This is a genomic window from Nesterenkonia sandarakina (assembly GCF_013410215.1).
Classification (GTDB): domain Bacteria; phylum Actinomycetota; class Actinomycetes; order Actinomycetales; family Micrococcaceae; genus Nesterenkonia; species Nesterenkonia sandarakina.
The window spans coordinates 1,322,309-1,344,978 of sequence record NZ_JACCFQ010000001.1 but is presented as its reverse complement, the minus strand read 5'-3'; the positions used below and the strand labels follow the sequence as shown (position 1 = coordinate 1,344,978).

The 22,670-nt window shown below is 67.6% G+C and carries 19 protein-coding genes; 7 read left to right on the top strand and 12 right to left on the bottom strand.

Features of this window, described 5'->3' with window-relative positions:
• Positions 1–20 precede the first annotated feature (20 nt).
• Genes HNR11_RS06255 through otnK form a run of 5 tightly spaced genes read right to left on the bottom strand, consistent with a single transcriptional unit; the run spans position 21 to position 5,469 of the window.
• Positions 21–1,421, bottom strand: coding sequence for a GntP family permease (locus tag HNR11_RS06255; protein WP_246310333.1), 1,401 nt, complete (start codon positions 1,419–1,421; stop codon positions 21–23).
• A gap of 43 nt (positions 1,422–1,464) precedes the next feature.
• Positions 1,465–2,424 carry a D-erythronate dehydrogenase gene (gene denD, locus HNR11_RS06250; RefSeq protein ID WP_179441584.1) on the bottom strand — a complete coding sequence of 320 codons (960 nt, stop codon included), beginning with the start codon at positions 2,422–2,424 and terminating at the stop codon, positions 1,465–1,467.
• Entirely contained in the window at positions 2,421–3,221 is an 801-nt protein-coding gene (locus HNR11_RS06245) for a DeoR/GlpR family DNA-binding transcription regulator (RefSeq protein WP_058888210.1), read from the bottom strand. Before HNR11_RS06245 ends, denD begins: the two co-directional genes overlap by 4 nt.
• The gene (gene otnI, locus HNR11_RS06240; protein WP_179441583.1) at positions 3,218–4,084 is read right to left on the bottom strand and encodes a 2-oxo-tetronate isomerase; all 867 of its coding nucleotides are present in this window, start codon (positions 4,082–4,084) and stop codon (positions 3,218–3,220) included. The genes HNR11_RS06245 and otnI overlap by 4 nt, the downstream gene beginning before the upstream one ends.
• The gene (gene otnK / locus HNR11_RS06235; RefSeq protein ID WP_179441582.1) at positions 4,084–5,469 is read right to left on the bottom strand and encodes a 3-oxo-tetronate kinase; all 1,386 of its coding nucleotides are present in this window, start codon (positions 5,467–5,469) and stop codon (positions 4,084–4,086) included. The genes otnI and otnK overlap by 1 nt, the downstream gene beginning before the upstream one ends.
• Between otnK and HNR11_RS06230 the strand changes: the two genes are divergently transcribed.
• The gene (locus tag HNR11_RS06230) at positions 5,417–6,499 is read left to right on the top strand and encodes an NAD(P)-dependent oxidoreductase (protein ID WP_343050602.1); all 1,083 of its coding nucleotides are present in this window, start codon (positions 5,417–5,419) and stop codon (positions 6,497–6,499) included. The genes otnK and HNR11_RS06230 overlap by 53 nt on opposite strands.
• Here HNR11_RS06230 and HNR11_RS06225 read toward each other — a convergent pair.
• Positions 6,490–7,641, bottom strand: coding sequence for a glutathione S-transferase family protein (locus tag HNR11_RS06225; RefSeq protein ID WP_179441580.1), 1,152 nt, complete (start codon positions 7,639–7,641; stop codon positions 6,490–6,492). The two genes, HNR11_RS06230 and HNR11_RS06225, sit on opposite strands and share 10 nt — an antisense overlap.
• A gap of 38 nt (positions 7,642–7,679) precedes the next feature.
• Here HNR11_RS06225 and HNR11_RS06220 point away from each other — a divergent pair, with 38 nt between their 5' ends.
• On the top strand, positions 7,680–8,489 hold the full coding sequence (locus HNR11_RS06220) for an MBL fold metallo-hydrolase (RefSeq protein ID WP_179441579.1): 810 nt from the start codon (positions 7,680–7,682) through the stop codon (positions 8,487–8,489).
• Positions 8,490–8,544: 55 nt separating this feature from the next.
• On the opposite strand, the gene HNR11_RS06215 is transcribed toward HNR11_RS06220, so the two are convergent.
• Positions 8,545–8,952, bottom strand: a complete 408-nt coding sequence (locus HNR11_RS06215; protein ID WP_179441578.1) for a hypothetical protein — start codon at positions 8,950–8,952, stop codon at positions 8,545–8,547.
• 94 nt (positions 8,953–9,046) lie between these two features.
• Here HNR11_RS06215 and HNR11_RS06210 point away from each other — a divergent pair, with 94 nt between their 5' ends.
• The gene (locus HNR11_RS06210; RefSeq protein WP_179441577.1) at positions 9,047–9,997 is read left to right on the top strand and encodes an SDR family NAD(P)-dependent oxidoreductase; all 951 of its coding nucleotides are present in this window, start codon (positions 9,047–9,049) and stop codon (positions 9,995–9,997) included.
• Between the two features lie 82 nt (positions 9,998–10,079).
• Here HNR11_RS06210 and HNR11_RS06205 read toward each other — a convergent pair whose 3' ends face one another.
• Positions 10,080–11,675 carry a mechanosensitive ion channel family protein gene (locus HNR11_RS06205; protein WP_246310331.1) on the bottom strand — a complete coding sequence of 532 codons (1,596 nt, stop codon included), beginning with the start codon at positions 11,673–11,675 and terminating at the stop codon, positions 10,080–10,082.
• Positions 11,676–11,860: 185 nt separating this feature from the next.
• Between HNR11_RS06205 and hisD the strand changes: the two genes are divergently transcribed.
• Positions 11,861–13,168 carry a histidinol dehydrogenase gene (gene hisD / locus HNR11_RS06200; RefSeq protein ID WP_179441576.1) on the top strand — a complete coding sequence of 436 codons (1,308 nt, stop codon included), beginning with the start codon at positions 11,861–11,863 and terminating at the stop codon, positions 13,166–13,168.
• A gap of 219 nt (positions 13,169–13,387) precedes the next feature.
• Here the strand turns inward: hisD and HNR11_RS06195 are convergent, their stop codons facing one another.
• Positions 13,388–17,869, bottom strand: coding sequence for an SH3 domain-containing protein (locus HNR11_RS06195; protein ID WP_179441575.1), 4,482 nt, complete (start codon positions 17,867–17,869; stop codon positions 13,388–13,390).
• 603 nt (positions 17,870–18,472) lie between these two features.
• Here HNR11_RS06195 and HNR11_RS06190 point away from each other — a divergent pair.
• From HNR11_RS06190 to HNR11_RS06180, 3 genes are all read left to right on the top strand, one after another.
• The gene (locus HNR11_RS06190; protein WP_179441574.1) at positions 18,473–19,135 is read left to right on the top strand and encodes a hypothetical protein; all 663 of its coding nucleotides are present in this window, start codon (positions 18,473–18,475) and stop codon (positions 19,133–19,135) included.
• A gap of 220 nt (positions 19,136–19,355) precedes the next feature.
• Positions 19,356–19,754, top strand: a complete 399-nt coding sequence (locus HNR11_RS06185; protein WP_179441573.1) for an RNA-binding S4 domain-containing protein — start codon at positions 19,356–19,358, stop codon at positions 19,752–19,754.
• Positions 19,755–19,807: 53 nt separating this feature from the next.
• A complete protein-coding gene (locus HNR11_RS06180; protein ID WP_179441572.1) occupies positions 19,808–20,167 on the top strand; it encodes a Rieske 2Fe-2S domain-containing protein in 360 nt (119 codons plus the stop codon).
• Between the two features lie 387 nt (positions 20,168–20,554).
• Here HNR11_RS06180 and HNR11_RS06175 read toward each other — a convergent pair whose 3' ends face one another.
• Genes HNR11_RS06175 through HNR11_RS06165 form a run of 3 tightly spaced genes read right to left on the bottom strand, consistent with a single transcriptional unit; the run spans position 20,555 to position 22,627 of the window.
• Positions 20,555–21,328, bottom strand: a complete 774-nt coding sequence (locus tag HNR11_RS06175) for a hypothetical protein (protein ID WP_179441571.1) — start codon at positions 21,326–21,328, stop codon at positions 20,555–20,557.
• Positions 21,325–22,242, bottom strand: coding sequence for an ATP-binding cassette domain-containing protein (locus HNR11_RS06170; protein ID WP_179441570.1), 918 nt, complete (start codon positions 22,240–22,242; stop codon positions 21,325–21,327). Before HNR11_RS06170 ends, HNR11_RS06175 begins: the two co-directional genes overlap by 4 nt.
• Positions 22,243–22,276: 34 nt before the next feature.
• Positions 22,277–22,627: a GntR family transcriptional regulator gene (locus tag HNR11_RS06165; protein WP_179441569.1), complete on the bottom strand. Its 351-nt coding sequence runs from the start codon at positions 22,625–22,627 to the stop codon at positions 22,277–22,279.
• Between the last annotated feature and the right edge of the window lie 43 nt (positions 22,628–22,670).

The window sequence follows — 22,670 nt, the reverse complement described above, 5'->3', positions numbered from 1 at the left end:
CCAGATTCTCATGTGCGGCTCTAGAAGATCGCACTGGCGATGAGCAGCATCACCAGGGTCGTGGCCCAGCCGATGGTGGTCGGGATGGACCAGACCAGCATCTGGTGCTTGGCGTTCTTCACCCCGAGCATCCGGTTGACCACCCAGAAGAAGCTGTCGTTGAAGTAGCCGAAGAACAGCGAGCCCAGTGCGGCGGCCTGCGCGGCGAGCACCATGTTCACATCGGGCACCTGGGCGAGGATCGGGGCGGAGATCGAGGCTGCGGTGATGATCGCGACGGTGCCGGAGCCCTGGATGATGCGCACCACGGTGGCGATCAGGAACGGGATCATGATGGTGGGAAGCGGCAGTCCTGCGACCCAGGCGCCGATGGAGTCACCGGTGCCGCTGTCACGCAGCACCGCGCCGAGCGCTCCGCCGGCGCCGGTGACCAGCAGGATGATGCCCGCCGCCTGGACGCCGTGCTCCATGTCATCCAGGGTTCCCTGCCGGCTCTGCCTGCGGGTCAGGCCGTAGATGGCCACCAGCACGCCGGCGAGCAGCGCGATCACCGGGTTGCCGATGAAGGCCGCGATCGAGACCAGGGTCGCTGGGAGGTCGAGGATCCCGGCATCGGCGATGTAGGCAGAGAGGGTGTTGAAGAAGATCAGCACGATCGGCAGCAGGATCGGCAGGATCGCGAGGAACAGCGAGGGCAGCTGCTTCTCACGCTCCTCGGCGCGGACCTGGAACTCGTCGAAGGCCTCGGTGGGGGTCAGCGCCTCTCCGGTGTCGGCCTCGATCATCGCCTCGATGCGTGGTCCCATGATCTTGGCGTAGAGCACGATCAAGAACAGCGCGGGCAGGGTCAGGATGATGCCCCAGAGGATCATCTCCCCGATGCTGACGCCGAAGATCCCGGCGGCACCGAGCGGACCTGGTGTGGGCGGCACGGCGTGATGGGTCAGGATCAGACCGCCGGCCAGCGAGATGCCCAGCGTCAGGATCGAACGCCCGGTGGTGCGGCTGAGCGACTTCACCAGTGGCGAGAGGATCACATAGGCGCTGTCCACGAAGATCGGGATCGAGATGATGAAGCCGGCGCCGGCGAGCGCCCACTCCTCCTTCTTCTTCCCCAACCAGCGGATCAACGTGTAGGCGAGCTTCTCGGCAGCTCCGGAGACCTCCAAGATCCGGCCCATCATCACGCCCAGGCCGATGACCAGGCCGATGGTGGCCAGCGTGGAGCCGAAGCCGGTGGTGATCGAGTCGATCACCTCATCCGGGGCCATGCCCGCGGCGAGCCCGGCGATGGAGGCCGCGATGATCAGCGCCAGCACCGCGTGGATCTTCGTCCGCAGCACGAAGAAGATCAGCAGCGCCACCGCGGCCGCCAGGCCGATGATGGCCGCGAGCTCCGAGGAGCCCATCGTTTCAGTCATAGTGTCCTCCTTGACACGTCATGCGGGTCTGCAGGTCTGCAGGTCAGGCGATGAATTCGGCGTGGAACTGCCGCACTGCGGATTCGAAGCTGTGGTCCGGGGCGAAGCCCAGGGCGAGGGTCCGCTCGATGTCGAAGACGCCGGGCCAGGAGCAGACGATCTCCATGATCGATTCGTCGGGGACCTCGCTGACCAGGGCACGGGCCTCGGCGCCGCCGACGGCCTCCAGGGCGTGGAGCATCTCGCCCACGGTGACGCTGACACCGGGGATGTCGAGCACCCGCCAGGCGGGAAGCTCGGCGGCGGGCACCAGGTAGGCGTGGACCAGGTTGGCCACGGCGGTGTTCGGGGAGGAGAGCCACATCCGGGTGTCCAGCGGCACCGGGCACACCGCCGGGATCCCCTGAAGCGGTTCGCGGATGATCCCGCTGGCGAAGGAGGAGGCCGCGGAGTTCGGCCTGCCCGGGCGCACCGAGATGGTGGGCAGCCGGGCGATCCGTGCGTCGACCCAGCCCTTGCGCGAGTACTCATTGACCAGCAGCTCACCCATGGCCTTGAACGCGCCGTAGGTGGATTCCGGCTGGGTCGCGAGATTGCCCGGGACGACCTCGGGCATGGCTCCGCCGAAGACCGCCAGCGAGCTGGTGAAGACGAAGGTCGGCCGGGAGCCGATGGCGCGGGCTGCTTCGAGCAGCCGATGCGTCGCCTCGACGTTGACCCGGTGCGAGAGGTCGAAGTCCTCGGCCGATCCGCCGGAGAGCACCGCCGCGAGGTGGTAGATCCCCGCGGTGTCGGCGTCGACGGCCTGCCGCAGCAGAGCCGGGTCGGCGAAGTCCCCGGTGAGCGAGACCACGCGTGGGTCCTGGATCGGGCAGGCCGCCAGGTCCAGCGAGATCACCTTGGTGAGCGGGTGCGGGAGCTTCCCGGCGTCGGCGGCGGCGAGCAGTTCGGTGATGACCCGGCTGCCGAGGAAGCCGGCACCTCCGGTGACGACGATGTTCATGGCGCAGTGGTGTCCTTTCGGGTGGAAGCAGTTGCCGTGATCAGGTCCACGCCGAGCTCCGCCGCGCGCTCGCGGGCAGGCTCGGGGAGGGCTGGATCGGTGATGATGCCCTCGAACGCCTCGAAGGGGATGGCCTTGAAGGCGGCCACCCGCCCATATTTCGAGCTGTCGGTGGCCAGATAGGCGCGCCGGGAGTTCTCGATGATCGCGCGTTTGACGATGACCTTGGCCTGGCTGTGCACCGAGAGTCCGCGCAGATCGAAGCTGGAGGCAGAGACGAAGGCCAGGTCGATGTTGAACTCGGCGAGCTCCGCGGCGGTGAGCGGACCGTCGGTGGACATGTTCCTGGAGTCCAGCCGTCCGCCCAGGACATGGACCCGGGCCTGCGGGTGCTCGCCGACGGCCGCCGCGACGAGCAGATCGTTGGTCACGACGTCGAGGCCCTCGGTCCCGGCCCGCGCCACCAGGGTGCGCGCCAGCGCGAGCATGGTGGTGCCGGCGTCGAGGTAGACCAGGTCCCCGGCGGAGACCAGGTCCGCGGCGCGGGCGGCGATGGAGTCCTTCTCGCCGGGGCGGATGTCCAGCTTCGCCTGGTGGGTGGCGTCGAGCTGGATCCGGGAGGGCATGGTGACTCCCCCGCTGACCGAGACCAGGCGGCCGGCGTCTTCGAGCATCTTGATGTCGCGGCGGATGGTCATATGCGAGACGCCCAGGACCTCGGTGAGCGCGGCGATGCTCACCGCGCCCTGCTCCGCGACCATGTGCACCAGTCGACGACGGCGCTCGTCCGGGATCACGGCTGGTCCCCGGCGGGAAGATGACCGGACTGCGAAGATCCAGGCTGGGTGAATCCAGGCCTGGTGAATCCGGGCCGGGCGGCACCGGTCTGGGTCTCTCGATGGCGGGCGAACCAGCCGAGGCCGTCCTCGGTGCTTCCGGCGGGACGGTATTCGCAGCCGACCCAGCCGGTGTACCCCGCGGCATCCAGCAGCTCGAAGAGGTAGGGATGGTTGAGCTCGCCGGAGTCGGGTTCGTGCCGCTCCGGCACGGAGGCGATCTGGATGTGATCGGTCACCGGGGCGACGCGCTTGATCAGCCGGGTGAGATCCCCATCGGTGATCTGCGCGTGGTACAGGTCCAGCTGCAGGCCGGTGTTGGGGTGATCGATCTCCTCCAGCAGCTCCACGCCCGCACGCACGCTGTCCACGAAGTATCCCGGCATGTCCACCGGGTTGATCGGCTCGACGAGCACGCGCACCCCGTGGGCGGCGGCCACCTCGGCGGCCTCCCGGAGTCGTCGGACATAGCGGGTGCGAGCGTCCGGATCGGCTCCCGGGATCCCTGCCATCACATGGATCTGCCGGCAGTCCAGCGCCTGGGCGTAGTCCATGGCGGTCAGCAGACCGGCGGCAAACTCGTCGTCGCGCCCGGGCAGTGAAGCGATGCCGCGCTCCCCTGCGGCCCAGTCCCCGGCCGGAGCGTTGAACAGCGCCTGGGTCAGACCGGCGCCGTGCAGCGCGGCCGCGACGTCCTCGGCCGAATGCTCATAGGGGAAGAGGTACTCCACGGCGCGGAATCCGGCCTCGGAGGCGGCGGAGAAGCGATCCAGGAAGTCACGCTCGGTGAACATCAGGGTGAGGTTGGCGGCGAACTGGGGCATCAGGCTCGACCTTCCTGGGTCGAGGGCTGCTGGGAGACCAGCTGCTGGGCGGCGGCGAAGAAGTCCTCCTCGCCGAAGTTCCCGGATTTCAGCGCGAGATCGAGGGTCTCCTCGCCGGCGGGCTGCGGATGCTCGCCGGGCAGGGTACGGGTCCACGGGACTCCCGGCGCGATCTGCGGCCCAACTTCGAATCCGCGCACTCCAAGCCCCTGGGTGACGGCCCCGGAGGTCTCCCCGCCGGCGACGATGAAGCGGCGGGTGCCGTGTTCGCGCAGGGCGCGGGCAAGCCGGGCGAAGAACTTCTCGATCGCCGCGGAGAGCTCCTGGGCGCCGTGTTCCCGCTGGGCGGCGCGGACCTCCTCGGGAGAGGCGGTGGCGTAGACCAGTGGGGCCGGCGTGTCCGCGGACTGCTGCTCCATCACCCAGCTCACGACCTCGGTGCAATAGCCCTCCGCGTCCGCGAGCACCGAGCTGATCTCCAGGGGCAGGGCCGCGGCGCGGCCGCGGTAGTCGCGCACCTGAGCATTGGTCATCTGGGAGCTGGATCCGGAGAGCACCACGGCGGGCCCGGAGGTGAAGGTCCAGTCCGCGTCGGCAGAGCGGGAAGCCCCGGCGTCCTGCCCTGTCTCGCGGGTCTGGGTCACTGCGCGGGTCTGGGTCACTGCGCGGGTCTGGGTCACTGCGCGGGCCAGTCCGTAGCCGATCCCGGAGCCCCCGGTGATCAGCGGCATGTCGGTGAGCGCCGCTCCCAGGGTCTCGAGGTGGCGCATGTCCAGGGTGTCGGGCACGGCGTAGCGCGCGCCGGAGGACCGGGCATCCTGCAGGGCCTGCTGCACGGCCTCCGGTCCGGCCTGGACCGTGGCATAGGGAATGACGACGGCGCTGCCCTGGGCCTGTGCCTGGATGAGTCGAACCAGGCTGGAGTCGGTCATCGGGGTGACCGGGTGGTCGCGCATCCCGGATTCATCCAGCGGCTGGTCATGGACGAAGAGGTGCCCCTGATACACGGTGCGCCCGTTGACCGGCAGCGCCGGGGCGAGCACGGTGAAGGTCTCCCCCATGGCGTCGAGGAGGGCGTCGGTGACCGGGCCGATGTTGCCCTCACCGGTGCTGTCGAAGGTGGAGCAGTATTTGAAGATGATCTGCTCGGCGCCGTGAGCTCGCAGTGCGTTCAGCGCCTGAAGGCTCTGCGCCACGGCGTCGCCGGGTGCGATGGAGCGGGTCTTCATGCTGATCACCGCGGCGTCCACGCGATCGTCGAGCTGTTCCGGCAGGCCCTCGGGGCTGGTGAACTGGACGGTGGTCATCCCGGCCGAGACCAGGAACCCGGCGATGTCGGTGGCTCCGGTGAAATCGTCCGCCAGCACGCCTATGCGCAGCGCCATGAGGTCCCTCCCTCTCGTGTTCCGCCGGTGCGAGGACCGGCCCGTCCCTTTGTGTGAATATTCACAAGCAAGTTCACATAAGCTAACATGGCGGAATCAGAATGTGAAGCCAATCACGAGACGAGGACCACAGATGAGCCAGCACTCGACCACGCAGCAGGTAACCTTCGTCGGCATCGGCGCCATCGGCCTGCCGATGGCCGCCCGGGTCGCGAGCGCGGGATTCGAGCTGACCACCGTCGACTTCTCGGCGGAGCAGCGGGCGGCGGCCGCACAGCAGGGCCTGCGAGCCGAGGACTCGGCGGCCTCTGCCGCCACGGCCGACGCGGTGATCGTCATGGTGGCCACCGGGGATCAGCTGCGCAGCGCCGCCCTGGGATCCCCGGATCAGGGATCAGCCGGTCTGCTCAGCGCGATGCGGCCGGGCTCGAGTCTGATCGTGATGAGCACGGTGGGCCCCGAGGCGGTGCAGCAGCTGAGCATCCCCGCCACCGAGCGCGGGATCACGCTGATCGACGCACCGGTCACGGGCGGGATCGCCCGCGCCGCCGAGGGCTCGCTGCGCCTGTTTGTCTCCGCCGAACCCACCGCGGTGGAGCAGAACCGGACCCTGCTGGAGTCGATGGGCGGCATCGTGGAATGCGGGACCGAGATCGGCGACGGCCAGTCCTTCAAGGCGATCAACCAGCTGCTGTGCTCGGTGCACATCGTGGCCGCCGCCGAGGCGCTGGCCCTGGCGGATCGGCTGGGACTCGATCAGGCCCAGGTGCTCGAGGCGGTGGCCGAAGGCGCGGCGGGCTCATTCATGCTCAGCGACCGGGGGCCGAGGATGCTGCAGGGCCAGGATGCACAGGTGGCCAGTGCAGTGGGAATTTTTGTGAAGGACTCGTCACTGGTGAGCGAGATTGCCAGCGCGCATGGCTTCCAGGCCCCGATGCTCGAGGCCGCGCGCGCGAAGTACCTGGAAGCCGCCGACGCCGGTCTGACCCGGCACGACGACTCCCAGGTGATCGTCACCTATCAGCCGTAGAGCGGGTTGGCTCCGGCCGACCGCTCCGAGGGTGCCACCGGGCCGGGAGCCGTGCCGGCGCCGAAGGGCGATCCGCCCAGTGCCTCGCGCCCGTGATCGCTCAGCCAGTTCTGCAGGTCCGGGCCCACCGGGACGATCTGAGTGGGGTTGATGTCCTCGTGGACCTCGTAGTAGTGCCGTTTGATCTGGTCGAAGTCCACGGTGTCGCCGAAGCCCGGGGTCTGGAACAGGTCCCTGGCGTAGGCCCAGAGGTTCGGCATCTCGGAGAGCTTGTTCCGATTGCACTTGAAGTGTCCGTGGTAGACCGGGTCGAAGCGGACCAAGGTGGTGAACAGCCGCACATCAGCCTCGCTGATGTGCTCTCCCATCAGGTAGCGGCTGCCGGCGAGCCGATCCTCCAGCCAGTCCATCGCGGTGAAGAGACGGTCGTAGGCATCCTGGTAGGCGCTCTGGGAGCCTGCGAAGCCCGCCCGGTAGACGCCGTTGTTGACCTCGGTGAAGATCCGCTTGATCACCGGGAGCATCTCATCGAGCTTGTCCTCGGGAAGCAGGTCGGGTGCCCCGCTCCGATGATGGGCGCTCCACTGGGTGGAGAGGTCATAGGTCAGCTGCGGATAGTTGTTGGTGACCACACCCCCGGAGGGGATGTCCACCAGAGCCGGGACGGTGATGCCCCGCGGGTAGTCCGGGAACCGGGCGAAGTAGTTCTGCTGGAGCCGCTCGGTGCCGAGCACCGGGTCGACTCCGCCGGAGTCCAGGTCGAAGGTCCAGGACCGCGCGTCGTGGGTCGGCCCGGGGGTTCCCAGTGAGATGACGTCCTCGAGGCCGAGCAGGCGGCGGATGATGATGGAGCGGTGGGCCCAGGGGCAGGCGCGGGCCGCGACGAGTCGGTAACGGTCGGGCTCGACCGGCCAGGCCTGTCCCCCCTCGGTCAGACCCGCCATGCGCGGATCACCGATGGAGGAGGGCTCCTCCTGCGGAGCCGAGCGCACCGCCTGCGGATCTGCGACGACGCGATCCTCGATGTAGTTGGTGTCACGGGTGAACTCGCCGCCGGTCACGTAGGCACCCTTGGTGGAGTGCTCCGTGCCTGCGGTCTTCTGCGGTTCGGTGGTGGGCTGAGCTTCACTGTTCTGGGCCATGGGCCCAGCCTACGCGTGAACCTCGGTAGGCTGATTTCATGTCACAGGCCAGCCTGGTGCACTCGATCACCTGCGAGAACCCCTCCCCGATGACGCTTCAGGGGACCAACACCTACGTCCTGGGCGGCGATCAGGCGCGGCAGCTGATCATCATCGATCCCGGGCCGGCCGACCATCCGGATCACCTGGATCGCGTGCGCGCCGTCGTCGGCGACCGTGAGGTGGCGCAGATCCTGCTCACCCACCGTCATGCCGACCACTCCGGGGCGGCTGCGAGCTTCGGTGCGGCCTTCGCGGCGCCGGTGCGCGGACACGGCCCGCAGCAGTGCATCGATGCGCCCGGCCGGCCCGCCGCGGCGCTGACCGACGGTGAGGTGCTCGAGCTCGCTCAGCTCCGGCTCAGCGTGCTGCACACCCCGGGACACACCTCGGATTCGGTCTGCTTCTGGCTCCAGGGCGCTGCGGAAGGTGCTGAACAGGCCATGTTCACCGGGGACACCATCCTGGGCGAAGGCACCACGATGCTGGATCACCCTGACGGGACACTGACCGACTTCCTGCACAGCCTTCAACGCCTGGAACAGTACGTCCACGCGCGGCTCCTGCCGGCCCACGGGCCGGCCCAGCCCAGTGTCGCCGCTGCGGCGCGGCGCTATCTCACCCACCGCCAGGAACGCCTGGACCAGGTGCGCTCCCTCTTGGACGACGCGGCGCAGCGGGGAGTCGCTTTGGACGCGGCGGCGCTGGGCAGGCTGATCTACGGCGAGCGGGCGGGGCTGCCGGCAGGGATCACCACCAAGATCGCTGCCGCGCAGCTGAAGCATCTGGAACACCTCGGCGAGCGGTGACCCGGGCCGGTGAGCGCACCGGCCCGGGCGCTCAGATGCGCACCGGCAGGGGCCCTCAGAAGGGTCGCGGGATGTGGTCGGCCTCGATCCAGCGGATCGACTCCACCGCGATCCCCTCGGCCGTGAGGTGGTCCAGAAACGCCGAGGCGGCGGAGTTCAGCCGGGCGAAGGCGTCCTCGGCGGGTCCGTCGGCCGGTCCCGCGGCGTAGAAGCTCAGCTTCAGCCCGCGCCGGCCTCGCGGCTCGTGGAACTCGGCCTTCGCCACGGCCAGCTGGCCATCGGTGACCCCCACCAGCGGTCCCTCTGCGATGTCGGCGCGGAAGGGGTCCATGAAGCCGGTGAGCTCCTCCACCGCGTCATCCACGGCGATCAGGTCCTCGGCGACGATCTCGGCATGCAGCACCGCCCATTCATCGGCCGCCAGGGGGCGGTGTCCCCATGCGGCACGTCTCTTCCAGCGCAATGACCCTCCTGGTGTGTGGATTCAGGCTCAGGACCCGACGCTCCTGACAGAACGCTGATCGCAGCGCCCATCTCTGCCCTCTAGGATAGCCAGCATGAGCAACCACACGGCCGTCATCACCGGTTCCACCGCCGGCCTGGGCGCAGCATTTGCTCGCCAGCTGGCCGCCCAGGGCTACGACCTCGTCCTGGTGGCCCGCGATGGGAAGCGCCTGCGAATGCAGGCGGAATCCATGGCTTCCCAATACGGGGTGAAGACCTCGGTCATCGTTGCCGACCTGGTCACCGACGATGGCGTGGCCGCGGTCCAGGAGCGACTCGCCGATCGCACCCACCCGGTGCACCTGTTGGTGAACAACGCCGGGCACGGGCTGGCCACAGATTTCATCGACTCGGATCTCCAGGCCGAGCGCGACCTGCTGCGACTTCATGTTCAGACCACCATGGAGCTCTCCCACACCGCCGCGAACGCGATGGCACGCCGTCGTGGCGGGCGGATCATCAATGTGGCCTCCGTGGCGGGGTACACCCCCACCGGGACCTACTCGGCGGCGAAGTCCTGGGTGATCAACTTCTCCAAGGGGCTGCACTCTCAGCTGCGCTCTCGCGGGGTGACGGTGACCGCCCTGGTCCCCGGGCTGGTGCGCACCGAGTTTCATCAGCGCTCTGGCATCACGATCAAATCGGCGAAGCGCTGGATGTGGCTGGACGCCGACGACGTCGTGCGCCAGGCCCTGACGGCCAACGCCCAGGGCGCGGCGACCTGCGTGCCGGCGCGCAGCTACCAGGTGCTCACCGCCGGGCTGCGCTTCATGCCTGATTCGATGGTGCAGTGGGCCGTGGACAAGCGCACCGGCTCCCCGGATGAGGACGCTGCGGAGCAGCGCGTCGGCGCGGACGCGGCAGTGGCGGAGTACGGCGGCGGCGACGGCACCGCGGAACCCACCACCGAGGCGATCAACACCGTGGACGCCTATAAGTCGGCCAAGGCGAAGAGCTCCGCCAAGGCCAGCGCAGCCCGGGCGGCACGTCCGCCGGAGGACTGAGCCAGCTCGCACGGCGGAGCACCCGCAGGCAGTGCTCGGGCTCGGGTCAGCGCGCGGACAGGGCCCTGAGCGCGGGCTGGGCTCAGCGCTGGGAACCCGGGCGCGGCGGCGTACCAGGACGACGCTTGGCGGCGGCCCCGAAGGTCTCCTCAGTGGCGTCCTGACTGGCTGAGACCTCGCGCGTCTGCGTGGCCTCTGCCCGCGCTGCTTCACCCTCGGGCACCTGGATCGCCTGCGTGGCGGCGACATCCTCGGGGTAGGCGGTGCCGTCGGCGTCGAGCTCCTGACCGTCCTGGCGTTCCTCCTGGCGCTCCAGCCGCTCCCGGTAGGCATCGGCACCGGGGCCGGAGAACTCGCGGTTGCGCTGGACCGCGGCGATGGAGCCGGTGAAGACCGATGCTCCCTCCCCCGCCTGGGTGACCGGCTGGGAGTCGGCCCCGGAGTCCACCACGCCGACCTGGCCGGTGCGCACCGGGTCCGAGGACCGCGCCAGGGCTTCTTCGTTGGTCAGCAGCATCCGCTGGGTGAACACCGCATACGGATGTTCGGCGCGCAGGTAGTTCACCAGGTCCTCGCGGATCAGGCAGCGCAGATCCCAGAGCTCCCCGGAGTTCCGCGCGGAGACCACCACGCGGGCCTTGACCATGCCGCCCACCGCGTCGGTGACCTGCAACGAGTAGTCCCGGCCGTCCCAGAGCTCGGCGGAGTCCAGCAGCCGCTTCAGCCGGGCGCGCAGCGGGTCCATTGGGACCCGCCAGTCGACGTCGAGCTCCACGGTGCCCAGGATGTCGGTGCCCACCCGGGTCCAGTTCTCGAACGGGGTGGCCACGAAGTAGCTGGAGGGGTAGATGAAGCGCCGCTCATCCCAGGACTTGATGACCACGGCGGTCAGCGTGATGTCCTCCACCGTGCCGAAGTTGCCCTCGACCACGACGACGTCTCCGGCGCGGATGGAATCGGTGAAGGCCAGCTGGATGCCGGCGAAGACGTTGGTGAGCACCGACTGCATGGCCAGGCCCACCACCACCGAGGCCACACCGGCGGAGGCGAGCAGCCCCGCGCCGAGCGCACGCACCTGCGGGATCATCAGCAGGATCGCCGCCACGGCCAGGGTGATGATGACTGCGGTGAGGATGCGTCGGATCAGCGAGACCTGGGTGGCCAGGCGGCGCCCGCGCCGGTCCTCCACGTCCAGCTCCCCCTCGGAGTAGCCGATGTACCGGGAGTAGATCATCGCCTCGACGATGCGCACGATCCGCAGCGCCCACCAGGCGAGACCGATCACCACGGCGACCAGCAGCACGAAGGAGACCGGCTGGAACCAGGTGGCGGCGCTGAGCGTGATGTTCAGCGTGAACCAGGCGCCGATGAGCACCAGCGTGATGAACAGCGGGGTCCGGGTGCGGTTCACCGCCTGCTTGACCCCGTCGTGGTGCCGGAAGATCTGCTTGAGCAGCATCGAGGACATCACCGTGACCACCAGGGCGACCAGCAGCGCGATGACCAGGCCGGTGATGATCCCGAAGAAGGGGCCCTGCTCGACGATCAGGGACTCCAGTCCCTCCGGGACGCTCTCTTCGACGACGTCACCGACCCCCTCGGTGGGGGTCGGCTCCTCCGGGGTGACGTCCGTGGTGTCTGCCGCGGTGAAGGCAGGTGAGCTCGGTGAAGAATCCATCCGGGAAAAGACCATGGCCAGCATCTTGCCATGGCGTTCTGAACGGGCACTGGAACACCGCGGAACATCCGGTGTGTGGGCTCTCACGTCACGAAGTGGGCGCAAGGCGGCCGGTATGGAGACAATGGAGGGGTGTCCACCTGCGAGCCCGCGGGTGAACACTGACCGCACCCACTAGGAGACCCATGCTCACCCTCAAGGATCTGCGCGGGCGCACGATCGACGCCGCCGCCGTGCTGCCCCGCGCCTCGCAGGACATCTCGACCACCATCGAGACCGTGGCCCCGATCCTTCAGAACGTGCGGCGCGATGGCGTCTCCGCCCTGTTCGAATACTCCGAGAAGTTCGACGGCGTGCGTCCGCCCTCGCTGCGGGTCCCGGCGGAGAAGCTCCGGGAGGCGGCCGAGCAGCTGCAGCCCGAGGTCCGCGCCGCACTTCAGGAGCTGATCCTGCGTGCCAGGCAGGTCCATGACGCGCAGCTCCCCGAATCCTCCAAGGTCTCCCCCGGACCGGACGCCCGGGTGCTCAACCGCTGGGTCCCGATCCGCCGGGTGGGGCTCTACGTGCCCGGTGGCCAGGCGGTCTATCCCTCCTCGGTGGTGATGAACGTGGTTCCGGCGCAGGTGGCAGGGGTCAGCTCGCTGGCCATCGCGTCTCCGCCGCAGGCCGACTTCGGCGGGCTGCCGCACCCGAGCATCCTCGGCGCCGCGCACCTGCTGGGGATCGAGGAGGTCTACGCGGTCGGCGGCGCGCAGGCGGTGGCGATGTTCGCCTATGGCGCCAAGGACGAGGCTGGCCAGCAGGTGTGCCCGCCGGTCTCGCTGATCACCGGGCCCGGGAACATCTTCGTGGCCACCGCCAAGCGCGCGGTCCAGGGGGTGGTGGGCATCGACTCCGAGGCCGGACCCACCGAGATCATGGTGCTCGCTGACGAGGAGGCTCCCGCGGAGCTGATCGCGGCGGATCTGATCTCCCAGGCCGAGCACGACGCACTGGCGGCAGCGGTGCTCGTGACCCCTTCGATGTCATTGGCCGAGGCCGTGTTGACCCAGGTCGAGCAGCAGGCGCAGGAGACTCGGCATGTGGACCGGGTGAAGCAGGCGCTGAGCGGCACCCAGTCTGCGGTGCTCGTGGTGGACACCATGGACCAGGGCGTGGAGATCGCCAATGCCTACGGCGCGGAGCACCTGGAGCTGATGACGCGCGATGATGCCGGAATCGTGGAGCGGATCCACAATGCCGGGGCGGTGTTCGTCGGGGCCCACACCCCGGTGTCTCTGGGCGACTACTGCGCCGGATCGAACCATGTGCTGCCCACCGGGGGCGCCAGCGCTTACTCCTCGGGGCTCAACGCCTCCAGCTTCCTGCGCTCCCAGCAGGTCATCCACTATGGACGTGAAGGACTGCGCGCGGTGGCAGACCACGTCTCGGCCTTGGCGCAGACCGAAGGCCTCCCAGCACACGGCGACGCCGTGCAGGCCCGCTTCCGCTGACACGGCGCACTGCCGCTCCTCGGGACTGCTGATCACCGAGACGACGACGGCGGGCGCGACTCTCCCGCGAATCAGGGAGTCGAGCCCGCCGTCGTCGTGCGTGATCAGGTTGCCCGCGCGCAGCGCGGCTGTTCAGGAAGCGGCACCTGGTGGTGCCGCTTCCTGAACAGTCCTGGAGGGTTCTGCCGGTGCTGGGCACCGAGGGACTGAACCGGGGGCTCAGGCCTGCAGGATGTAGCTGGTGTTGACCCAGCCGGTGTGGGTGTCCCCACCCTGCGTGAAGCGCACCTTCAGCCAGGATCCTTCGCGCTGGAGCTGCTCGAGCTGAGCGCCGCGCGGGATCTGGACGAGCTTGTCACTCGAAGTGGCGGCGGTCTCGCGCAGCGGCACACTGTGGGAGGAGGTCCAGGTTCCGGCGGAGGAGACCGATGAGGCGGTCTTCGCGCTGGGGTGGACCTTGTAGTAGTCGTCCCCGTAGCCACCGGGGTCGCCCTTGAGGCCCAGCTGGGAGGTGCAGTGGGGCCAGGCCTTCCAGCCCTGCTTCTTCCAGAGCATGTAGGCCCGTTTGATCTGCTCCTCCTTGCTCGCCTGGTGCGGGAAGCCGGAGCCGCCCACCTCTTTCCAGGACTCGGGGCTGAACTGGATGCCGCCGTAGAAGCCGTTGCCGGTGTTGATCTTCCAGTTCCCACCGGATTCGCACTGGGCCAGCTTGTCCCAGGCCGAGCTGTACGGTCCGTTGGCGCTCTTCTTGTGCATGCTCGCGGTCGACGGAGCGGTGGAGGAGCCGCTGCCGGAGGACCCGGAATTCGAACCGGAGTTGTTCGAGCCGGAGGTCGCCGGGGCGGAGGTGGAGAGGTACTGCGCCGACATCCAGCCGGTGGCGCCGTTGACCTTGATCTCCTGCCAGCCGTTGGACTTCTTCTCAAGCAGCTCGACCTTGGTGCCGGTGCGCACGGAGAACATCGCGCTGTTCTGTGTGCTCGGGCCCATCCGGACGTTGACCTGGGCCGTGGCGTAGGCGGTTCCGACGACCTTGCTTTTGCTGTTCGTCGAGTTGGCCAGGGTGGGGGTGGAGCTGCTGGATCCGCTGTTGCTGGACCCGGAGCTGCTGGACCCGGAGCTGCTGGACCCGGAGCTGCTGGCGGGACCGGAGTTGATGTAGGTGGAGTCCACCCAGACGGTCTTGCCGCTGAACACGAAGCTCACCCAGTTGCCGCTGCGACCGGTGATCTCGAACTCCCGCTTGGGGTTGAGGTTCAACACGATCGGGTGCGAGGTGGCGGGGCCGCTGCGCGCGTTCAGGTAGACGTTGTTCTTGACGTGGTACTTCCCGCTCGCCGAGGTGGTCGAACCCGTGGACCCTGAAGAGGACCCTGAGTTCGACCCCGTGTTCGAGGAGGACCCGGAGTTCGACCCCGTGTTGGAGGAGCCGTTGCCGGAACCGTTCGAGCTGGATCCCGACGCCTGGGTCAGATAGTCCGAGTGCACCCACAGCGTCCGGGAGCCATCCTTATAGCTGACCCAGTCGCCCTGCTTGCCGGTGATGGAGATCCTCGTGCCCGGGGCCAGCACCTTCACGCTGGAGCTGGTCGCCGAGGCGCCGGTCCGAGCGTTGAGGTTCACACCGGACTTGACCTGGAACGTGCCACTGGCCGCGCTGGTCGAGGAGGACCCGGTGTTCGAGCCCGTGTTCGAGGAGGAGCCGCTGCCGGAACCGTTCGAGCTGGATCCCGACGCCTGGGTCAGGTAGCCCGAGTGCACCCACAGCGTCCGGGAGCCATCCTTATAGCTGACCCAGTCGCCCTGCTTGCCAGTGATGGAGATCTTCGTCCCCGGGGCCAGCACCTTCGCGCTGGAGCTGGTCGCCGATGCGCCGGTCCGAGCGTTGAGGTTCACACCGGACTTGACCTGGAACGTGCCACTGGCCGCGCTGGTCGAGGAGGACCCGGTGTTCGAGCCCGCGTTTGAGCCCGTGTTGGAGGAGGAGCCGTTGCCGGTGGAACCTGTGACCTGATCAAGGAAGCTTGCCTGCACCCACAGCGTCTGTGAGCCGTCCTTGTAGCTGAACCACGCTCCGTTCTTTCCCGTGATCTCCACGGTGGTGCCCGGATTCAGAACCTTCACGATCGAGCTCGAGGTGCTGGCGCCGCTGCGTGCGCGCAGGCTCACGCCGTTCTTGACCCGGTATGCGCCGCTGGCGGCGCTGGTGCGCTCGGCGTCCTGGTTAGCCGATGCCTGGTCCAGGTATCCAGAATGCACCCAGAGGGTCCGTGACCCGTCCTTGAAGCTGACCCATTCGTTCTGCTCACCGGTGATGGAGATCCTTGTGCCGGGTGCAAGCACCTTGGCGCTGGAGCTTGAGGTGCTCGCTCCCGTGCGCGCGTTGAGGTTCACTCCACTCTTCACGGTGTACTGGCCGCTGCTCGTGGTGGGCGTGGAGCTGGAGGACTCTGGGCCACCGGGGATCGTCTCGGTGCCCGAACCGGCACCGGTCGAGGTGGTGACCCGGTCCAGCCAGGTGGCCTGCAGCCACAGGGTCCGGGATCCGTCGCGGTAGCTGAACCACTCACCGTTCCTCCCGGTCACACTCACCGTGGTGCCCGGGTTGAGCACCTTCACGATCGAATTGGAGGTCCCTGGGCCGCTGCGCGCCCGCAGACTCACCCCGGACTGGACCTGATAGGTGCCGCTGGCCGCCGTCGTCGGGGTGGTGACCTGGTCCAACCAGGTGGCCTGCAGCCACAGCGTCCGGGATCCGTCGCGGTAGCTGAACCACTCACCGTTCCTCCCGGTCACACTCACCGTGGTGCCCGGGTTGAGCACCTTCACGATCGAGTTCGAGGTGCCTGGACCGCTGCGCGCCCGCAGACTCACCCCGGACTGGACCTTATAGGTGCCGCTGGCCGCCGTGGTCGACCCGGTGTTCGACGAGCTGCCCGACGACGCGCTGACCTGGTCCAACCAGGTGGCCTGCAGCCACAGGGTCCGGGATCCGTCGCGGTAGCTGAACCACTCACCGTTCCTCCCGGTCACGCTCACCGTGGTGCCCGGGTTGAGCACCTTCACAATAGAATTGGAGGTCCCTGGGCCGCTGCGCGCCCGCAGGCTCACCCCGGACTGGACCTGATAGGTGCCGCTGGCCGCCGTCGTCGGGGTGGTGACCTGGTCCAACCAGGTGGCCTGCAGCCACAGGGTCCGAGATCCGTCGCGGTAGCTGAACCACTCACCGTTCCTCCCGGTCACGCTCACCGTGGTGCCCGGGTCGAGCACCTTCACGATCGAGTTCGAGGTGCCTGGACCGCTGCGCGCCCGCAGACTCACCCCGGCCTGGACCTTATAGGTGCCGCTGGCCGCCGTGGTCGGCGTCGTCGGAGTCGTCATCACCTGTTCCAGGAAGCTGCCCTGCAGCCACAGCGTCCGAGATCCATCGCGGTAGCTGAACCAGTCACCGTTCTTCCCGGTCACGCTCACGGTGGTGCCGGGGTCGAGAACCTTCACGATCGAGTTCGAGGTGCCTGGGCCGCTGCGCGCCCGCAGACTCACACCGGCCTGGACCTTATAGGTGCCGCTGGCCGCCGTGGTCGGCGTCGTCGGGGTTGTCGCCACCTTCGTCATGAAGTCGCTGTGGGACCAGACTGTCTGGCCGTTGCGGCTGAACTTCAGCCAGCTGCCGTGGGTGGCGATGACAGTGACCTCGGTCCCTGACGCCAGGCCCTGCTGGACGGCGTAGTTGGTTCCGGGTCCGCTGCGGGCGTTCAGCGAGGCGGTGGTCCGGTACTTGGTGGGGGTGATCGAGGTGCCCTGCGGGGCGCTCGAGGCGGGCACGGTGCCTGCGGGGCGGTTCGGCGTCACAGCCGAGTGCGCCACCCAGCCGGTGCGGCCGTTGGCCGTCACCCGCAGCATCGAGTTGCTGATGGCCCCTGGCGCCGCTGTCAGCGCTGTGCCAGCTCCAAGCTGCGTGATGACCGCCCCGGAGCTGCTCGCCGTGGAGCGCAGCGCGGTGGAGGTCGAGGTGTAGTAGTCGCAGGAGGACGGTGTTGAGATGTTGAGCACCGTGGTAGCTCCGGCGCGCAGGTTGACGCCGCGCTGAGCCAGCCAGGTGGTCGGATCATGCGAGGTGCCGTTGATCCAGGCGCCTTCCCAGATCTCCAGGTGCAGGTGGGGGCCGGTGGACGGGCCCGAGTTGCCGATCCGAGCGATCGTCTGACCGGCCTGGACACTCTGACCAACTCTGACGTGGGAGTTCGCATCCCACATGTGGTAATACGCGCTGTGGAAGGTCTTGCCGTCCACCCGATGCTCTATGACGACGTAGCCGGCGTTGTACCGGTTGCCGTTGAAGGTCCGCACCACGGTGCCCTCGGCCACCGAGTAGATCGGACTGCCATCAGCAGCCCCGAGGTCCTGCCCCAGATGCCATGTCGAGGCGCCCGGAGCTGGCATGCAGCGTGGACCGTAGGGGGAGGTGTAGCTGTAGGAGCGCTGAGCCAGCGGGAACCTGAACTGGGTGGCATTTCGGGTGGCGGAGATGTCGACGGTGCTCAGCCCGGAGGCGTTCATCGCGGGGGCATCCACCCCGGTCGCGGGCAGCGGCATCGCGTTCAGCGGCGCGGTGTCCGCAGCGGCGGCATTCGCGGTCAGCGGCATGGTCAGGCCAACGGCCAGAGTGCCGACGACGGCAGACGAGAGTTTCTTCGGCACGGGTGCTTCCTCACTAGTCGTTCAGATCAGAACGGCTCCACGAACACCGGGGCAGCACCTGCGGCAAGCGGCTGGAGGCCTCTTTCATCGCCGGCTGGGAGACCGGGAAGCCCCTTGCGGGGTGGGTGAGGGCCAGCACGCCAAGGCACGTGCATGCAGAGTATTCGTGAGCAGATATGGCGACTGGGGAAGCAGCGAACTGTACTTGATGATGGGAAGTCTGCGCGTACAGCCTGCCGAGTCGTGACTACTGTAACCCATGATTAGTTGTCTGCGACAAGAGTTTTTCGAAAAGCTTCCAGCGTGACTTTAACCAGCCTGTGATCGTGGAAACGAACAGAACACGATGCGCAGGTGAACGAGGGGAATCAGCGAAGACTGCGCGCGGGAGTCAACACACGCAGCCGCCTGGCCGCGGGTGGAACGAGGGAAGGGCAGCGCAGCTGACGAACGTCACTACCGCAGGACGCTCGCGTGGCGCTGCACTGCCCCGCCGGAAAAGTATCCCACTGCCGCGACGAATGAAGGCTCACTGCGCCAGGGTTCGGAGCCATTGTGATGAGAACGTGACCGGCCGTGTGAAGCGCGTGCAACACTGGACGCATGACATCGATCATCCCCTCGAAGACCACTCCGGAGCGAAGCGTCGGGACCCCGCGGACTCGCGCCCGCGGCGCGCTTGCCCTGGTGGCGATGGCACCGTTGCTGCTCCTGGGATGCATGGCAGAGGACGAGTCCAATACCGGCAGTGAGACCAGCGACGCCCCCGAGGCCCCCGGCTCCCAGGCGCCGGAGTCCCCACAGCCCGATGGAACGCCGAATTCCGACGAGACAGACACCCCCGACGAGGACACACCCAGCGAAGACCTCGGCGAGATTCCCTCGCCCGAAGGACCCAGTGGGGAGCTGCAGGATCCCGACTCGCTCGACCTCGAAAGGACCGAGGAACTTGGGGCTTACTTCTCAGAAGAAGAAGCCTGCATGTCCGTCGGATCAATGATCGATGGACTGGAATCAGATATGAATTCCGGGATTGAAGAACAAGACGTTCTAGACGACATATATTCTGCCGTCGAGCAGAACTACATCCTCGTGCCCGAGGAGCTTCGTGAGCCGCTGCGCAACATTCTCACTCTGCTCGACACCGACGTGGAGACTCTCGACGAGGAATCGGTCCTGGTGGCCGCCGAGCCGGTCGCAGGCTGGCTGACCGTGGAATTCTGCGATGGGGAGTATCACAACCAGACCCCCGGGGACGATGCCTAGCCTCCGGGCGTCGCGACTCCCTGTCCTCAGAGAGTTCCCAGCCCACAAACACCGGACACCCAAGAAGGCCTCCTAGGTTGGAGAGTGCCTCTTGAAGGTGCGAGTGATTCAGCAGACCCCGCGTTTCGGAACAGTGTCCCCTCACACTTCCGGACGCGGGGTCTGTGTGTTCGCCAGCTGCCCCCGGGCAGCGCAGGAGATGAATCTCTAGACTAAGCCCATGACAGAGACCGCCGCCACCCCCGGCCCCACCGGTCCGGTCCGCATCGATGCATGGCTCTGGTCCGTCCGGCTCTTCAAGACCCGCTCCGCTGCGACAGCGGCCTGCCGCGCCGGCCACATCACCATCGACGGCAATCCGGCGAAGGCATCTCTGCGCATCGCGCCGGGAACCCGGATTCATATCCGTCGCCCCGGGCATGAGCTGATCCTGGACGTGGTCCACACGCTCTCCAAACGAGTGGGACCCCCTGTTGCCAGGGAGGCCTATCGGGACCACTCGCCAGAACGGGTCCGGCCCCGCGACGTCGGACTGCCGGTGCGCGCGCGTGGATCGGGGCGTCCCACCAAACGGGAGCGCAGAAAGCTCGAGGAGCTGCGCGGCAAGCTCCCGGAGTGACCGTGTCTGAAAGAATGCAGGCGCACACAGTTCTTCGCAGAGAGGCAGTACCGATGTCCACCACCGATGCACTCCCGCCGCTCGACCTCGGTCCGGCCGATAAGTTCCCGGAGGGTGAGGTCTTCCGGGTCTCCGCCCAGGACACTGGGTGGAGCGACGACATCGCTGTGGTCCACGCCGAAGACGGCGGCTTCTACGCCTTGGACGACACCTGCTCCCATGAGGCAGTGTCACTCTCCGACGGATACGTCGAAGAGGACACCCTGGAATGCCCCATGCATGCCTCCGCGTTCTGCCTGCGTACGGGCGTCCCGGAGACCCTCCCCGCGCTGCGTCCGGTGAGGACGCACCAGATCACCATCTCCGGGGATCATCTGATGCTGCACCCCGGCACCCCGCGACCGGATCAGTAGACCGCCCGCAGCTGGGCGAAGACCTGGACTACAGAGAGTCCCAGGGATCTCCCAGGAACTGCACGGGAAATCGTCAAGAATGGCACCTAGAGTATTAATTACCTCATCAAGGTGCGAGTGATTAAGAGCCCCGAGCCAGCCAATAGATGCGTCCCCTCACGCAGGCTGACTCGGGGCTCTTCTCATGCCCAGCGCGAGGTTCTGGATTCCCAGTAGATCACCAGCCAACGGCAAGTGTCCGTTCATGGAATCCCCTTAGATTAGTGACTACCTCATCAAGGTGCGAGTGATTCGGAAGCCCCGGATCGGCCCATGAAGCGTCCCCCTCACGCTGGCCGATCTGGGGCTTCCTTCTTTCTGCTTCCCGGCCCTGGCGGCCGGGGCGGTTCAGACGGTGGGCACCGCTCGCCGGATCACCCCATAGTTCAGCGCGGTCACCCCCAGGACCAGCAACAACACCCACCCGGCGAAGGAGTACGCGCTCTGCGCCGCCAACCAGTCCCCCACATGGGGCCACCACTCGTTCTGCGTCGTGACCATGACCACGACCGCCAACAGCGCCACGAGACCCAGGATGATGACCCAGAGGAGAAGCAGGCTGACGCGCCGATACAGGATCGACCAGAAGAACCCGACCATCATGGCCGCCAGACACAGTGCCCCCGCGAGAAGCCCAGCACCTGGTACCCCGGCGTTCTGAGTCATGAAGGGCAGATCGAAGCTGTAGCTCTCGGCCCAGAACCCATTGGTCGCACGTTCAAGGAGGATGGCGATCGAGAAGAGTGCACCGAAACCGGCAGACACCGCCGCGAAGGCCAGGAACGCCCCGAGCACGAAGACCCTTCTGCTGTAGCTCAGCGCCATGGCGAAAGGGAAGGTGTGCGAGGCCGAGTAGGCGGCCATGAAGGCCAGTGCCCAGACCGTGGCCTGTGCAGCCCCGGTATACCCGGGCCCCGGATCGCCGCCTGCCAGGTAGCGCACCCAGTGGCCGATGCCGACGGCCACGGCCCAGGCACCGAAGAACACGACCAGCGGGACTCCGATCATGGCCGAAGGCACCGTGAACTGCAGCCTGAAGGCTGCGGGAACTCGGGCGAAGCTGGAGCGCCTCGTTCCCACCCCCTGAGCCTCCGGAGTCGTGGGGTCAAGGGTGATGCTCATCGGGCCACCTCCTCGGTCGGATCCGCAACGGTCTGGTGAATCGAATGCTCCCGTGCCGTGAGGCGCACGATGAGCTGCTGCAGGGAGACGGGGGCGACATCCACATCCCGCTCCTGCAACGCCCGACGTTGTGTCTCGTCGAGGGCGCCCAGGACGGTGGTCCGCACGATCCGCCCCATCGCTTCGTGGTGCAGCACCTCTCTGGCGCCGGCAATCTCTGCCACGGCGTCTGCTCGGCCAACCAGGGTGACGGCGCGGTCGCGCAGCTGCTCCACCGGCTCCTGGAGCAGGATCTGGCCCTGGTCGATCAACACGACGGTCTCTATCAGGTGCGCGATCTCATCGATCAGGTGGGAGGAGATCACGACGGTGCGCGGATGCTCGGCATAGTCCTCGAGCAGCCGGTCGTAGAACAGCTGGCGGGCCACGGCATCAAGCCCCATGTATGGCTCGTCGAAGAAGGTCACCTCGGCTCGCGAGGCGATCCCGATGATGACACCGACGGCGGAGCGCTGACCTCGGGACATCTTCTTGATCCGGGTCTTCTCCGGGACTCTGAATTCGCGGGCCAGCTGAGCGGCCAGCTCAGCGTCCCAATTCGGAAACGCCCGGCCTGCAGCTGCGAAGGCGTGCTTGGCCAGCGCGTCGTCGACGTAGCGCTGTTCCTCGCGGACGAAGCAGATCTTCGGAAGCACCTGCTCGTTCTCATGCGGGCGCTCCCCCAGGACCCGCACCTCTCCGCTCGAGGGCCAGTCCTGAGCTGTGGCGATGGACATCAGCGTGGTCTTCCCGGCACCGTTGCGACCGAGCAGCCCGTGGATGACGTCCTTCTCGAGCCGCAGCGAGATCTCCTGCAGCGCCGTGGCACTGCGATATCTGCGCGAGACTCGGATCAGTTCTATGGCGGTGCTCATGACCGACTCCTTCCTTCGGCGCCCTGCGCGCTGTTCACGCCCTGGCGCGGAGCATCTCAATGATGGAGTCCACCGAGAGTCCGACGGCGCGGCCCTCGGTGATGACCGGGTCGAGGTAGTTCGCGGCGAACTGCGCACGACGCTGGGCAGTGAGGATCTCCCGGGCGCCGGGAGCCACGAACATGCCCAGCCCTCGGCGCTTGAGCAGGATCCCGCGGTCCACCAGCAGGTTGATGCCTTTGGCGGCCGTGGCCGGATTGATCCGGTGGAAGGATGCCAGCTCATTGGTCGAGGGGGCACGCTCGCCTTCAGCCAGGGAACCGTCAAGGACGGAGGCCTCCAGCTGCTCGGCGATCTGCACGAAGAGTGCCCGACCCTCTTCCACGACCTGACCCGCCTCTCCTTGAGATCACCTCGACAATACCCGG

Bases quoted from the DNA above. Each gene is read 5' to 3' on its own strand.
- HNR11_RS06255 (WP_246310333.1), bottom strand. From the start codon at position 1,421: ATGACTGAAACGATGGGCTCCTCGGAGCTCGCGGCCATCATCGGCCTG.
- denD (WP_179441584.1), bottom strand. From the start codon at position 2,424: ATGAACATCGTCGTCACCGGAGGTGCCGGCTTCCTCGGCAGCCGGGTC.
- otnI (WP_179441583.1), bottom strand. From the start codon at position 4,084: ATGCCCCAGTTCGCCGCCAACCTCACCCTGATGTTCACCGAGCGTGAC.
- HNR11_RS06230 (WP_343050602.1), top strand. From the start codon at position 5,417: ATGTCGGTGGCTCCGGTGAAATCGTCCGCCAGCACGCCTATGCGCAGC.
- otnK (WP_179441582.1), bottom strand. From the start codon at position 5,469: ATGGCGCTGCGCATAGGCGTGCTGGCGGACGATTTCACCGGAGCCACC.
- HNR11_RS06225 (WP_179441580.1), bottom strand. From the start codon at position 7,641: ATGGCCCAGAACAGTGAAGCTCAGCCCACCACCGAACCGCAGAAGACC.
- HNR11_RS06220 (WP_179441579.1), top strand. From the start codon at position 7,680: ATGTCACAGGCCAGCCTGGTGCACTCGATCACCTGCGAGAACCCCTCC.
- HNR11_RS06210 (WP_179441577.1), top strand. From the start codon at position 9,047: ATGAGCAACCACACGGCCGTCATCACCGGTTCCACCGCCGGCCTGGGC.
- HNR11_RS06205 (WP_246310331.1), bottom strand. From the start codon at position 11,675: ATGGATTCTTCACCGAGCTCACCTGCCTTCACCGCGGCAGACACCACG.
- hisD (WP_179441576.1), top strand. From the start codon at position 11,861: ATGCTCACCCTCAAGGATCTGCGCGGGCGCACGATCGACGCCGCCGCC.
- HNR11_RS06190 (WP_179441574.1), top strand. From the start codon at position 18,473: ATGACATCGATCATCCCCTCGAAGACCACTCCGGAGCGAAGCGTCGGG.
- HNR11_RS06185 (WP_179441573.1), top strand. From the start codon at position 19,356: ATGACAGAGACCGCCGCCACCCCCGGCCCCACCGGTCCGGTCCGCATC.
- HNR11_RS06180 (WP_179441572.1), top strand. From the start codon at position 19,808: ATGTCCACCACCGATGCACTCCCGCCGCTCGACCTCGGTCCGGCCGAT.
- HNR11_RS06175 (WP_179441571.1), bottom strand. From the start codon at position 21,328: ATGAGCATCACCCTTGACCCCACGACTCCGGAGGCTCAGGGGGTGGGA.
- HNR11_RS06170 (WP_179441570.1), bottom strand. From the start codon at position 22,242: ATGAGCACCGCCATAGAACTGATCCGAGTCTCGCGCAGATATCGCAGT.